The organism is Shewanella sp. FDAARGOS_354, from assembly GCF_002209245.2.
Lineage (GTDB): Bacteria > Pseudomonadota > Gammaproteobacteria > Enterobacterales > Shewanellaceae > Shewanella > Shewanella xiamenensis.
In genome coordinates, this window is sequence record NZ_CP022089.2 from 873,191 (window position 1) to 887,379 (window position 14,189).

10 protein-coding genes are annotated in these 14,189 nt (G+C 38.1%); 6 read left to right on the forward strand and 4 right to left on the reverse strand.

All coding sequences use genetic code 11. The annotated features are described in order from the left end of the window. Positions 1-33: 33 nt before the first annotated feature. Complete coding sequence (locus CEQ32_RS04025; RefSeq protein ID WP_032482388.1) at positions 34-1,236, reverse strand: IS256-like element ISSod4 family transposase; 1,203 nt, start codon at positions 1,234-1,236, stop codon at positions 34-36. Positions 1,237-1,987: 751 nt separating this feature from the next. On the opposite strand from CEQ32_RS04025, the gene CEQ32_RS04030 reads away from it, so the two are divergent. Genes CEQ32_RS04030 through CEQ32_RS04045 form a run of 4 tightly spaced genes read left to right on the forward strand, consistent with a single transcriptional unit; the run spans position 1,988 to position 5,449 of the window. After that, on the forward strand, positions 1,988-3,196 hold the full coding sequence (locus CEQ32_RS04030; RefSeq protein WP_088585542.1) for an IS4-like element IS10A family transposase: 1,209 nt from the start codon (positions 1,988-1,990) through the stop codon (positions 3,194-3,196). A gap of 17 nt (positions 3,197-3,213) precedes the next feature. Next, complete coding sequence (locus CEQ32_RS04035) at positions 3,214-3,579, forward strand: response regulator (RefSeq protein ID WP_037419128.1); 366 nt, start codon at positions 3,214-3,216, stop codon at positions 3,577-3,579. Next, a complete protein-coding gene (locus tag CEQ32_RS04040) occupies positions 3,576-4,148 on the forward strand; it encodes a chemotaxis protein CheC (protein ID WP_037427655.1) in 573 nt (190 codons plus the stop codon). Before CEQ32_RS04035 ends, CEQ32_RS04040 begins: the two co-directional genes overlap by 4 nt. Before the next feature lie 2 nt (positions 4,149-4,150). Continuing rightward, on the forward strand, positions 4,151-5,449 hold the full coding sequence (locus CEQ32_RS04045) for a sensor histidine kinase (protein WP_088585543.1): 1,299 nt from the start codon (positions 4,151-4,153) through the stop codon (positions 5,447-5,449). A gap of 36 nt (positions 5,450-5,485) precedes the next feature. On the opposite strand, the gene CEQ32_RS04050 is transcribed toward CEQ32_RS04045, so the two are convergent. The 3 genes from CEQ32_RS04050 to CEQ32_RS04060 form a co-directional block, all read right to left on the reverse strand. Then, positions 5,486-8,560 (reverse strand): ATP-binding protein, encoded by a 3,075-nt coding sequence (locus tag CEQ32_RS04050; protein WP_088585544.1) that lies wholly within the window; start codon positions 8,558-8,560, stop codon positions 5,486-5,488. Further along, the gene (locus CEQ32_RS04055; protein ID WP_088585545.1) at positions 8,544-9,911 is read right to left on the reverse strand and encodes a sensor histidine kinase; all 1,368 of its coding nucleotides are present in this window, start codon (positions 9,909-9,911) and stop codon (positions 8,544-8,546) included. Before CEQ32_RS04055 ends, CEQ32_RS04050 begins: the two co-directional genes overlap by 17 nt. Positions 9,912-10,200: 289 nt before the next feature. Then, positions 10,201-11,511 carry an HD domain-containing phosphohydrolase gene (locus CEQ32_RS04060; RefSeq protein WP_055647650.1) on the reverse strand — a complete coding sequence of 437 codons (1,311 nt, stop codon included), beginning with the start codon at positions 11,509-11,511 and terminating at the stop codon, positions 10,201-10,203. A gap of 92 nt (positions 11,512-11,603) precedes the next feature. Between CEQ32_RS04060 and CEQ32_RS04065 the strand changes: the two genes are divergently transcribed. After that, positions 11,604-12,182 (forward strand): response regulator, encoded by a 579-nt coding sequence (locus tag CEQ32_RS04065; protein ID WP_037419118.1) that lies wholly within the window; start codon positions 11,604-11,606, stop codon positions 12,180-12,182. Positions 12,183-12,190: 8 nt separating this feature from the next. Beyond that, positions 12,191-14,167: an EAL domain-containing protein gene (locus CEQ32_RS04070; RefSeq protein WP_055647649.1), complete on the forward strand. Its 1,977-nt coding sequence runs from the start codon at positions 12,191-12,193 to the stop codon at positions 14,165-14,167. The last annotated feature ends 22 nt before the right edge of the window (positions 14,168-14,189 follow it).

Below are 14,189 nucleotides of genomic sequence, written 5' to 3' on the forward strand. Positions count from 1 at the left end.
GAGGGCGTTCAAAATTCTGTGTCAGGCTAATTTTTAAATTTCCAGCACGCTATCTAAACGTCCTTCAAAATAAATCGCTAACTGAGATAAACAAAGGCTCCAATTGTGGATTGGCATGGTCCATTTATCTGAGGCGTTTAATATGCCTGCGTAAAGTAGCTTCAACAAGCTATTTTCATTAGGAAAAGCACCTTTGGTTTTGGTGAGCTTTCTAAATTGGCGATGCACAGCCTCAACCGCATTGGTCGTGTAAATCACTTTCCTGATATGTTCTGGGTACTTAAAATAATGGGACAAATTATGCCATTTGCGACGCCAAGAGTTGATTACCAGCGGATAAGCATCACCCCATTTGGCCTCCAGTTCGTCCAATGCCATCTCTGCGGCTTCTTTACTCACGGCTCGATACACAGGCTTTAAATCAGCCATAAACGCTTTCTGATTTTTTGAGGCGACATACTTCATTGAGTTGCGGATCTGGTGGATAACACATAGCTGTGTTTCCGTATGAGGGAAGATACTGGCTATGGCCTCAGGGAAACCGGTCAAACCGTCAACACAGGCGATAAGAATATCTTTTACACCACGATTATTAAGATCGGTCAGTACGGATAGCCAGTAATTAGCGCCTTCATTTTCGGACAAGTGAAGCCCTAAAATTTCCTTTTTTCCTTTCATATTAAGCGCTAACAATGTGTAAACGGCTTTACTGACGTAACGCCCATCCTCTTTGACTTTGTAATGTATCGCATCAAGCCAAACGATAGGATAATGGCTATCTAATGGGCGCTGTTGCCACGCTTTAAGTTCGGGGATGAGTTTGTCAGTGATAGCACTGACTGTTGCGTTAGACACATTGAGCCCATACATATCTTCAACATGTTGATTAATATCGCGATAGCTCATACCTATACTGAACATCGATAACACTTTACGTTCGATTTCATCGGTTAGCGTAGTTTGATTTTTCTTAATCAACTGAGGCTCAAAGGTGCCATTGCGGTCTCTAGGCGCGTCTAACTCAAAGTTACCGGACGGATACTTAATGGTCTTAGAGGTTTTGCCATTTTTACGATTAGGCTGAGGATCATGCGCTAAATGCTGCTCAAGCTCAGCCTGGAGAGCCGCTTCAGTGAGTTGCTTGATCAGTGGACCAAGAATGCTGTCTTTACCTGTGAGGCTTTTACCTGATTGCAGATCTTTAAGGGCTTGTTCGAAGTTAAAAGGTTGGGTCATGTGTCATTCCTGTTTTTGAATATTTTACTGAAATGACACAGAATTATGAACACTACCATAAGCGTTGCCAATGTGGGATAAATAACTGACAGAAATCATCGACATCACAGTAAGTTTCAACTAGTTTGTTCATGCTCGTTCCTTTTTCTAATCACTCTTGGTCGAATGATCGGATCAGGGAACGAGCATTTAGTTCCTTTTGGGAGCTAAATTCTTATCCGAAGCTCAGGTTAACTATGCTGTACGGACTTTGCCTCGCATAACCAGCCAAACTGCTGAAACAAACCACTCTGAAACGTTGCCAACACGCCCTAATATGGTCGTATCTGTTATGTGGTTTTATTCTTATATTGCACTCGCATTCATTTAACACCATCTGTTCATCTATTTTCAGCCAAGTTAAAGCTACAAATGACTGTTGAGCTAAATTTTCATCCTGAAAGCAACTGGAATGCAATCAAGACGGTGGAATAGTTTTACTAGTTTGTTGTTTTGGCATGAGTTATTTTTTAAGTTCAACCTTATCGAGAAAATCATTGTGCTGAAGGTTCTACTAAGATTCTTATTATTAGCGCTTAACATTGACGCATAGTGAATAACGACTAATATAAGACAGATGAGACACTCATGAGGTGATGCTATGCCCTGAAGAATCCCCTGATGATTTACAAATAAATCATCAAATTAGAGTGGAAGCGCATCTTGTTGCATGATCAAATGGTTTCGCTAAAAACTACACTTGGACAACAAGATGCGCGAAGCCAATATCCTACTACATTCTTTACACCAATACTGCCCAGAACTTCACCTAAAACGATTAAACAGCTTGATGCTGGCCTCTAAGGCGCTGATTGAATGTAAGACACTGACCTTGACTGAGTTAGGTCGAAATTTACCAACCACGGCCCGAACCAAGCACAACATCAAGCGCATTGATCGTTTGCTCGGCAACACGCATCTGCATCAAGAACGGTTAGCTGTCTACCAATGGCATGCCAGCCTCATCTGTTCTGGTAACCCTATGCCGATTGTGCTCGTCGATTGGTCAGACATCCGAGAGCATAAACGCATCATGGCTCTGCGCGCCTCAATAGCCTTCAATGGCCGCTCTATTACCCTGTATGAGAAGTCCTATCCCCTATCAGAACAATGCTCTAAGGCCTCCCACAACGGTTTTTTAGCGGACTTAGCCAAGATTTTACCTTTGCATGTTACCCCTCTCATCGTGACTGACGCGGGGTTCAAAGTGCCTTGGTACAAAGAGGTTGAGGCGCATGGTTGGTTTTGGCTAAGCCGTATTCGCGGTACAGTTCAATTTGCAGATATTGGCGCTGAAAATTGGCGTGCAGTTCGCAGTACACATGACTTGGCCAACGGTCAAGCGAAGAGCCTGGGTTGTAAGACCTTGACCAAAACTAACCCTATCAATTGCCATCTCACGCTTTATCGTAGCAAACCTAAGGGGCGTACAAATCAGCGTTCAACGAGGACTAATTGCCACCATCCATCGGCAAAAACGTACTCAACATCGGCGAAAGAGCCTTGGGTGTTAGCCAGCAATTTACCACCAGAATCTCGGAGCCCAAAGCAGCTGGTAAACCTGTACGCCAAACGTATGCAAATAGAGGAAACCTTTCGTGACCTCAAAAGCCCGGCATACGGCTTTGGCTTACGCCAAAGTCGTACCAACAGTCCAGAGCGATTCGACATCATCCTACTGATAGCGTTGATGGTTCAATGCCTGTTGTGGCTAGTTGGTTTACACGCACAGCAACAGGGCTGGGATAAGCATTTTCAGGCCAATACCATTGGGCATCGAACGGTACTCTCAACGATTCGCTTGGGATTGGAGGTACTCAGGCGGCCTGATTATCAAATCACGGAGAAAGAATTGCTGGCGGCCTGGGTATTATTCGCCAATCAGTTGCTCAAATATGGCTATGCTATGGCTGATTTATGAGGGGATCCTTCAGTGCTATGCCAATACCTGTCACAATTGCTGATGATTCTTTAATGTCCAGAAAAGCGGTAAGACGAGCTTTACCGGAGGACTGGGATGTTGAGATCACTGAAGCGTGTAATGGAAAAGAGGCCTTAGAAGCAGCTAATTCAGGTAAGGCTGAGGTACTATTTCTTGACCTGACCATGCCTGAACTTGATGGATTTGGAGTACTTAAATGTCTTCATGAACAACAATCAAAGACGGTTGTGATTGTGATAAGTGCAGATATACAGCCAGAAGCTAAATTGTTAGTTGATTCCCTAGGTGCTTTTCGTTTCTTACAAAAACCGTTACAACCCGCACAGTTAAGAGAAGCACTTTTCGATGTGGGGCTAATATGAACATGTTGCTATCTGAAGAACAGCGAGACGCGCTCCAGGAATTGATGAATATTTCTATGGGGCAAGCAGCTAATTCACTTGCTCGTTTAATCGAAGCTAAAATTACACTATCAATTCCTAAAATCAGTGATGTTACTCCTGAACAATTTGTCTCTATGCTATCGGACGAGGCAATGTGGTACACACGCCAATCATTTTTAGGCAGTATTAAAGGTGAAGTTATTTCAACGCTATCTAAGCAGGGCTGCGATGCGATTGGTACATTAATGGAGTATGAACTGCCACTTACTCAAGACCGGTTAAATGAATTGTTGTTAGAACTTGCCAATATTTTAGCTGGTGCATGTTTAACCGGATTTGCTGAGCAACTTTCATTAAACGCAAAGTTAAGTATGCCGACAATGTATAATGCGGCTAGTCAGCATTACCACTATAGATGGGCAAGTACTTTAATGATGGAGGTTGAGTTTAAAGTGGAAGTGAGTCAGTTTGACTCAAAAGTTGTGATCTGTTTGGAAGAGGCATCAGTTCAAACTTTATTAGTGAAACTACAGCAGCTGCTGGAGTAATTATGAGTCAGTCACAGCTATTGCAGAAGCTTACTTCACGCTTACCACTTGGAATTTGTGTGGTTGATGAGTTTTATCAAATTATTTACTGGAATGAATTTTTTACCGATAGATTGTCAACCGATAATAAGTCAGTTACACACGAAAATAACTTACTCACGTTATTCCCTGATGCCGCAAAATTTCTTCAAAAAAAAATTAATAGCGTTTTTGTGCTTAATAATGCCAGTTTCTCATATTGGGAACATCGTCCACATGTATTTGACTTTAGTAGCAGTCGGCCTATTACAGGTGAAGAGACTGCTATGTACCAAAATATTGAGTTTTTCCCGCTCGATATAGAAAATAATCAAGTGAAAACAGTTTGTTTAATTGTGCAAGATGTAACTGAGCTTGCAAGTTATTACCAAGCACAAAAGTGCCTTTCTGAACAATTGGAACAAGAGCATACAGCACTGAGTCTTCTCAATAAAAAACTAGAGGCTGCTCAGAATCAATTATTACAATCTGAAAAAATGGCCGCAATTGGACAGTTAGCTGCAGGCGTTGCTCATGAAATTAATAATCCAATTGGTTTTGTGAATTCAAATTTACAAAGCTTACAAGATTATAATGATAAGTTGTTGAAATTACTTAGCTTTTATCAAAAACTAGTACATAAGATTGGGTCTCCTCCTTATTTTGCACTTGAACAAGATATGTTGAAGCGACATCAGTTTGAATTTATATGCTCAGATTTACCTGATTTAATCAATGAATCGATTGAGGGATTAGATCGCGTTGCCGTAATAGTGAAAAGCCTCAAGTCTTTTTCTCATGTCGATAGTAGTGAATGGCAATATGCTAATGTAATAGAGGGTGTTGAAAATACATTAAAAATTGCTGCTAACCAAATTAAATATAAAGCTGTTGTTCTTCGTAATTTCCAGGATAATTTGCCAGAGCTATATTGTCAGCCAATGCAGCTTAATCAAGTATTCCTTAATTTGTTAGTTAATGCTGCGCAAGCTATAGAGGAAAGAGGTGAAATATCTATCGATGTAAGTGCGACAGAATCAGAATTTATGATTGTTATTCGTGATACTGGTTCTGGTATTGCAGCACAAGATATACGTAAAATATTTGAACCTTTTTACACCACCAAACCTGTCGGAACAGGCACAGGGCTTGGTTTATCATTATCCTACAGTATAGTTCAAAAGCATAAAGGTGAGATTAAAGTCACTTCTACTTTGGGTGTGGGCACTTCTTTCACTGTGATATTACCAATCTTAACTCCTGCTGATGTTTTTGAGTGTTAGGTCTGACTCATGTGTTATCATTGATATTATATCCTATTATTTTTCATTTTCAGCTAAAAGTGCATCCGTTATAGCGGTTGACAATTCGTTGATTTCATCTAGGGTTATCATTCGATTTTTTAGTTTCACATTGAGATGAGCCGCACATGACGATATATTGCTAAGCCCTAAACACGCACTTGTTCCTTTTAGCTTATGTAATTCATGTCCTAACTTTTTTACTTCTCCATCATTGATAAGTTGCTTTAATAAAGACAATGTATTAGGTAAGGTTTTTAGATATTCAATTGTTAAATCATTATCTAATATGTCATCTTCTTTTTTTTGCTTATTATATGTTGATTGGTTTTCTCCCAGAAAATATTGCAAGGTATCAATGATCTGTTGTTTGCTAAAAGGTTTTGTGATTTTTTTGTTGAAAGAGCTATTTTTTTCACTGTCATCATAAAAAATATCAGCACTTAATAATAATAAAGGAATATTTTTATTCATCGCACGTATTGTATTTGCAGCGGTAAGTCCATCGATAACTGGCATTTGTTGGTCTAATATGATCAGATCGTAATGTTTTAGAGATGCTAATTGTATTGCTTCTTCACCATTGACACCAAAATCTATACTTATTCCGGTATCTTTTAGGTAAATTGCTACTAAGTCTCTAATATCCTCTACATCATCAACAAATAAGATGCTTTTCTTTTTCCAGTCTATGATGTCATTTTGAATAATGTTGATTTCATCATGCGTTATGGCAACGTTATTAATTAATTTTTCTTCGGGTAATGTGATAGAGAAACAAGACCCAATCCCAACTGTACTATGCATATTAAGTTGTAAAGACATAGCATCAGCTAATTGTTTACTGATAAATAATCCTAGACCTGTACCGCCATAATCTCTACTGGTACTGGAGTCTGCTTGAGTAAATGCATGAAATAAACTCGATGCTTGTTCAGATGAAATACCAATGCCGTTGTCGATAATTGCAATATATAACTCATTTTTATCTGTTATGTTCGCAACTAATTTTATAGTACCTTTTTGCGTGAACTTTACTGCGTTACTAATAAAATTGAGTAATATCTGCTTAAGTCTATAAGGGTCTGTTTTTATATATTTAATATTTGATAGATTAATGTCTAACTGAGTAGTTAAATTTTTCGAATGTGCTAAAACAGTTAATGCATCACTTAAGCTGTTTAAAAGCGGTTCAATAGCAACCGATTGCTCAGCTATAGACATTTTTCCTTCATCAATTTTAGCCGCGTCTAAAATGTCATTAATTATACTTTGAAGGTGAGATGTATTTTGTTCAATTTTGCAAAGAGCAGTATGTACTTCACCATGGGTAATGGGTAAAATTTGTTCAGTGAAACCTTTAATTATCGTTATTGGAGTACGAATTTCATGGCTCATATTAGCAAGGAATCTAGTTTTAATTGCCGCTAGATGATTTGCTTTATCGCGCTCTTCTTCTAATTCTCTTGTTCGTTTTTCAACTCTTTCTTCTAACTCTTCATTAAGAAGTCTTACCTCATTCATTGATGATATTGTTGCGTTGTGAGCACCAGTTACTCGTCGTTGCATATTTATAAAGCTATGCGCTAAAGTGTCAATTTCAAGCGCCGATTGAGTCAGATTCAATGCTTTGCTATTTAAGGTTTTGCCATCCCATTGTTGAGTGTAATCTACCAATTGCTCTAATGCCTGTGTGTAGTTTTTTACAAATCTTTTTGATAATCTAACAGATGTTTCTAATATTATAGTGATTAAGGCTAGTGCAAGAAAAAAATAAATTGAAAGTTTTATGAAGAGATCGTTCGTGTCAATGAAAAAATATAACTCCCAACCAGTTAAACCGACTTTTTCATTGATAATAAAGTGATGCGCATCTTTGCTAAATGTAATAGGATTAAGTGGGTTGAATATACTTTTTCTTAAAAATGTATCTTTCATCGGCTCGCTATCTTTAGGGCGAGTCCAGACACTGCCGATATCACCACTTACATTGTTTCCCCATACTTTTCTTCCTGATTTATCTATGAGTATACGATGTGAAATACTATCATTATGTTTATCAAATAATGTCAGTAATGAATTAAGTTTTATTGCTAATTGTAGTACACCATCAAATTTATTTTCTCTTATTATAGGTGTGCTTACAGCAAATAATTGATCATCTCCGAGTGATCTTCCTTTGAAGGTATCACTTATAAAAGACGTTTTTGTTTGTTTTACCAAATAAAAATAGGGACGGTCTGCAACGCTCAAGTTGCCGATGTTGTTTGTGTTTGCATCAACTTTGTAGAAATCTCTAACAATACCATTCTCATCTGTTACAAGTGAAGATATAGATTCTGGAGATTGTTCCACAAGAAGTTTTAAGGTGTTTTTAGTAACTTGTTTTTCAGTTGTATTAACAATGGTTTCAATCTTTACGATGTAATCATTTAGTTTTAACTCAATATTGTCCTTAAGAGAGTTAACTTCATTTTGATAATGAACCATTTGTTTCACAAGTTCTAAACTCGTTAGTCCATTGAGACCAAGTGTAATCAGTAATGTTGCAGGGATTGCTGTGTATAATCCGACTCTAAAAGATAGTTGATGTTGCAATGACTGTTTTCTTAATTGCTCATTATTAACATATAATGCAAGGAGTAAACGTGCGGCTTTTATACTCCAAATAAATAATGCCGTTGATAAAGAGCTATATATAATTAAGAAGGATAAATTATCCTTTATAGCTTCCAGTGAAAACATTTTTATAATGAGAACAGCTGCTAAAAAATAAATCACAGAAATTTGCGTTGTGTTTGAGCTATTTTTTTTAATATAAATATTAAATAATACGACTTGTATAAGGCTTAGTATTATAGCAATAAAAGAGGGGAGTGGAGATGCAACAAAAACAAAACATACTAACGCCCACAAGGGACCTAAACGTGCTAGAATCAATAAAGCTGCAACATTGCCTATATTGAGAGGTACTGCAATTGGAACGGTTACAACTGATAAATTGGCAACCAATCCAATGATAATACAATATAATAAGAATAATATTCGGTGTTTCTTAATGGATTTATTATGTCTTCTAATTATTGCTAGCATGGCTAGACTCCGGTAGACCTATAACAAATTTTGTGCCCAAAGGCCCTGTGTAGTCAAGAGTAATAAATCCATTATGTTGCTCTACTATAGCTCTTGATATTGATAGCCCTAACCCAGTACCTTCACCAATTTCTTTTGTTGTAAAAAAAGGTTCAAAGATATGTGGTATATCAGTCTCATGTATACCATTCCCATTATCCTTTATTTCAATGTTTATCCAATGATTTATCTTCGTGATATCTATTTCAAATAATCCTTTTTTATGTTTTATTGAATAATAGGAGTTGTTTATCATATTGAATATTACTTGACTTAGTTGTGTTGTGTTTCCGTTGACTAATACACTTTCTAAATGATGAGTTAAATTTATTTTTATGTGTTTTTTTAGATTGACTTTAGCTATCTTTACCGTATCTTCAACAAGCTTTACTATGTTTATAGTTGATATGGTTTGTTCATCTGGATGTGAGAAGTTACGTAGGTTTTTAATAATATCTCTCGCACGTCTAGCACCTTCTTGACTTTCATTAATTAATTCAATACTGTCTTTTAATATAAAATCAAGCTTGTACTTTTTAACGGACATATTAATTTCTGGATGTGTATTGTTTACTTCGTTTATGAATGAGCTGATATCTTTTAAATACACGTCAAGCGTGTTCAAGTTGCTATAAATAAATCCTAGTGGGTTATTCAATTCGTGGGCAACACCGGCTGCAAGTTGACCAATTGCCGCTAACTTTCCTTGTTTCGATAAACTGTTTTCAATTCTTTTTTGTTGTGCAAATAAACTTTCGCGTTCAGCTGCAATATGGCGATAGTCTCTCAATGTGAGTGTGTTTGCGATAAAACTACAGTAGTTTGATATGATAGATTGCGCTCCAGAGTTAAAGCTATAGGGCTCTTTTTTTAGCAAGATGATGGCATAATCACTGTTGTTAAATTTTACAGGCTGAATTAATGCTGATGTCGCTTGGGGCAATAGGCGCTTTAGTGTGCTTGACCAATTAGAGGTAGAGTCTAAATTGATCACTGTTGTTTCTCTAAATTCAAATTTTACAGTTTTAGTATTTTCGAATGTAATGTGTTTTCCAATTAGTTCCTCATGTGTGCATGCTAAAATACTCAGTTCAGTACTTTCTGGGTTGCAAGTTACGATTAATTGAAGATCAGGTTTTAACTCCTGTTTGACTAGTGAAAATAAGACGCTAAATGGCATAGCTTGGTCTATGTTTTCCGTCAAAGCTTGCATCGATTTTGAAATTAAATTATTGAGTATTTTAAACTCTAATAATTCCTGATTTTCTGCTCTTAATTGTATCAGCAATTGCTGTTGGTCATTTTTATTCATTCAATAGTCCAAATTGCACAGCTAACTTTATAAGAGTATTAGTCGTTTTGACACAGTTGATATGGAGCACGTATGTCAACGTTACAAATGCTAATGGAAGGGATGAAAGTTAGCTTTGTATCAACACTGAGTATAGCTTCGTTTAGCTTGCCAATAATCACCGCAATGGTCATAGGGATGATAACTGCTGAATATTTGTCGGACTTTTAACATCACAGCGTGGGCATTTTACATGTATTCAGTGAGTCATATATTTAAGTCATCCCATTGATCTATAATGTTTTAAGCTTTAGTTTGTTTCTATTTCAACTAACAATTGCTCCTTATGTTTTAGCTGATACTTTGATAATTTATCAAGTGAAGCAGAGGTTAGTATATGTCCTTCAGGCAACAGCAGTATGTGCTTAAGATTGTATAAGTTTTGCTTTAATTTCATACCGGCTTTGAGTGCACTCACTTGTAGTCCTCTTCTAGCTTTGTTTGCTATGTCTACTTCTTCGGAAGTGACTAAAATTGACAAAGCGTTGACAATCACTGGGTCATAATAACTGCCCTGGCGTAGTTTTATTGCGTCAAAGCCGTCAGCCATGCTTTTTTTATTACCATCGTATCGGCCTTCAACATGCAGCCAAAAATCTCTTGCTACTGCCAATATTCGTGACCCAAGAGGGATGTCTACGCCTGCTTTTTGAGCGGGTTCACCTCCGCCATTAAAGCGCTCTAATTGATTGACGATGATGAGTGACATTTCGCTTAAATGTATCGCGGGCAGTAAGATCTCTTCGGCATGTAATGGATGTTCATTAAATAAACGACGTTCACGATCATAGAGGTCGGTATATGCCGTTTCAGCTATTTTGGTGGGGAGCGCGATTTTACCGATTTCTGAAAATAAGCCCGCTTTTGTTATCGTAACTATCTGTTCTGCAGGCAATTGCAATGCATTTGCAAGATATTCGCAGGTGGCGCTGATTTTACGGGCCAGTTCGCCACTGAGCGGTGGATAACTCACGATGATATTGTAGAGTACCTCTAAGGTAGCAGCTTCATCTTTTTGTCGTTCACTTGCTAAGTTTTTGAATTTTAATAGTGTTTGCTTAAGTTGTTCTGTACGTTTTTGAACGGTTTCCTCAAGGGAGTTATTGAGTTCTTTTAACTGTTTGTTTTGTGCGGCTACCTTGGCAGTAAGTTGTTTGTTTTGACGAATTAAGTGGTACATTGCTAATCCTTCGTCAACCACAGTTAATAGTTCTTGATTATCCCAAGGTTTTTGAACATATCTGTGGATTTTTCCAAGATTGATTGCAGAGACCGTCGAGGCAAGATCAGCATAACCGGTCATTAAAATGCGGTAAGCGTCTGGTTGTAATACCGCCGCTTTAGCTAAAAATTCTGCCCCCGTCATATTCGGCATGCGCATATCGGTGATAATGACATTGATTCTATGCTGCTTCATTAACTCTAAAGCTTGGCTCCCGCTATCAGCCAATAAAAGCTGCAGCTCCTTACCGATAAAAAGCCGCTGTAGCGATTTTAGAATACTGGCTTCATCGTCTACACACAAAATCAATGGCAGAGTGCTTTCAGATGGGGTTGGCATTAAGTCACCTATCGCATTTGTCCTATTTGTCTTATAGATTAAAATTATGCTATAAGTGTTAACTAAGCAAGAATAATCATGGGTACGAGAGCATGAAAACGCTCAAGCCAAGCGATATTGCTCAATATTGCGATGTTCATCAACGCACAGTGAGTCGCTGGATCGCTAAAGGTCAATTAAAAGGTCACAAATTACCTGGACGGGGTAATTATCGAGTCTTGGTTGATGACTTCATTAGTTTTCTACATCAACAAAACATGCCAATGCCAGAAGCCTTTTTAGCCTCAAATAATAATGAGTTAATGGCTGATAAAAAGTCTATTCTTATCATTGATGATGAATTATCGATGCGAAATGCACTCAGGCGGGCACTCCATTCAACACCCTTTGCAATTTTATCGGCACAGGATGGTTTTCAGGCTGGGGTGAAAATTATTGCTGAAAAGCCAGATTTAATTCTTCTTGACCTGTCCTTACCTGGGTTGAATGGTTTTGAAGTTATCCAATTTATTCGAGAGCGACCAGAGTTAGCAAATATTAAAATTTTAGTATTATCAGGGCTTTCACCTAAAGAGTTAGCAGAGTCGATTAGATTAGGTGCGGATGATGCGATAGCAAAACCTTTTGATAATCATGATCTATTGGACAGAGTAAATATGCTCTTAAGCTAGAGGCCACAATGGATAACTCTTTACTACTAGTCGATGACGATGTTGGCATTTTAAAGGCCCTAAAACGCTTATTAACTCGTTCTGGCTATTCGGTAAAGACAGCTCAAAGTGGAGAAGAAGCGTTAAACCTATTACTCACTTATGATTGTAAAGTTGTTTTGACCGATTTTAGAATGCCCTATATGGATGGAGGGCTGTTACTTTCTAAAATCAAACGCTTATATCCTGAAGTCGTCGGGCTTGTCATTAGTGGTTATTCAGATTTTGAGTCGGTGAAGTCATTACTTAATGCGGGTAGTGCGTATCGTTTTCTGCAAAAACCTTGGGAAGATAACGAGTTACTTGATGAAATAGCGAATGCATTTACGCATCACAACAAACAGATTTTTCAACGCCAATCCCAAAAAATGTTGTTGGCTAGTTCCGATGCCTTACTCGAGATATCCCCATCTAATCAAATTGTGCATGCTAATATTGCGGCGACAAAGCTCTTGGGTTCAACCTTGGTCGAGGGACGTTTGCTTGATGAGTTTTTGGTTGAAACAGATAGGTTAACCTTGCAGGAACAGACATTAGCAATCGGTCAGAGTGTATCTATTAGGTTATTGAATCACACTGAATTAGAAGTGAGTTGTCGTTTAGCTGGTCCTTCTGGGGTAGTTTTGTGTTTAAATCCCGTGACTGATGGTGAGTTGCTAAACACGGCATTTGAACTTCCTTCGCTGCTTAATTATCAGCAGCTTATATCGGTGATAACACAATATCTCAATTCTCGCAGAGCTATGGTTCTCGTTGTTATCAAGATCAAAAGTTTTGAACTCTGGAGCCGCATGATTGGTTATTCAGAAGCGCAGCGGACTATCGAGCATATTGCATTACAGCTACTTAATTCCACTGGTACGGCAGGGGAGCTTGCACTACTAGCTAATGAACAATTTGTGCTTTGTTTACCTGATATTACCTCCGAGATGGACGCTTTACAGAAGGCCGCTTCAATTATTGACCCCGTGACTGGTAAAGCTAATTTGACCTCATCTAAGTTGGATTATGCTGTCAGTTACTGTCTTATACCCGACGATGGTGATGAGCCTCGATCCGTTCTGAATAATTTATTACTGGGTAATCTGATGATGGCAGAAGACTCCGTCCGGATGTTTATGCGTTATGATCAGCAAGCTATTGAACGAAAAAAACACCAGATCTCATTAAATCAGGCGTTATTTCATGCGGTGCAACAGCGTCAACTTTTTCTGCATTTTCAGCCAAAATTTGATTTTGCCAAATATAATTTGTCCGGCTGTGAAGCCCTCATTCGGTGGCAGCACCCCGAATTTGGGATGGTTTCACCTGCGTTATTTATTCCTTTAGCAGAGCAACATGGCCAAATGGTGGATATTGGCTATTGGGTGCTCAAAACGGCCTTTATTACTGCGGCTAGATGGCAGAGTGAAGGCATTCAATTTGGAAAAATGGCAATTAATATATCTGGTCGACAGTTAACTGAGCCTGATTTTATTCACTGGATAAAGCATCATATTCAGCTGACAGGCGTTTCACCTACAGATTTAGAATTTGAATTAACCGAAACTTTTTTGCTTAATAACCTTGAAGATTGTGCGATCACCCTTAAGGCGATTGCTGAACTCGGTATCAGTATTGCGATAGATGATTTTGGTACCGGTTATTCATCTTTGAGTTACTTGAGTAAACTGCCTATTAATGTACTAAAAATTGACCGTTCACTTGTGCTCGATATTGAAAGTAATTTGAATACTGAAAGTTTAGTGGCTAATGTGGTCAGGTTAGCACATGATCTGAACATGAAAGTGGTTGTCGAGGGTATTGAAACATTGGACCAACTCAATATTGTCAAATCCTTAGGTTGTGATGTAGTGCAAGGATACTGCATTTCTAAACCGCAATCTGAAGAGGAGTATTTAGCGCTATTGGCTTCTTTTGAAAGTCTTTCAGCCACAATGGCTTAGGAGAGAGTTATGTTTAATGTAC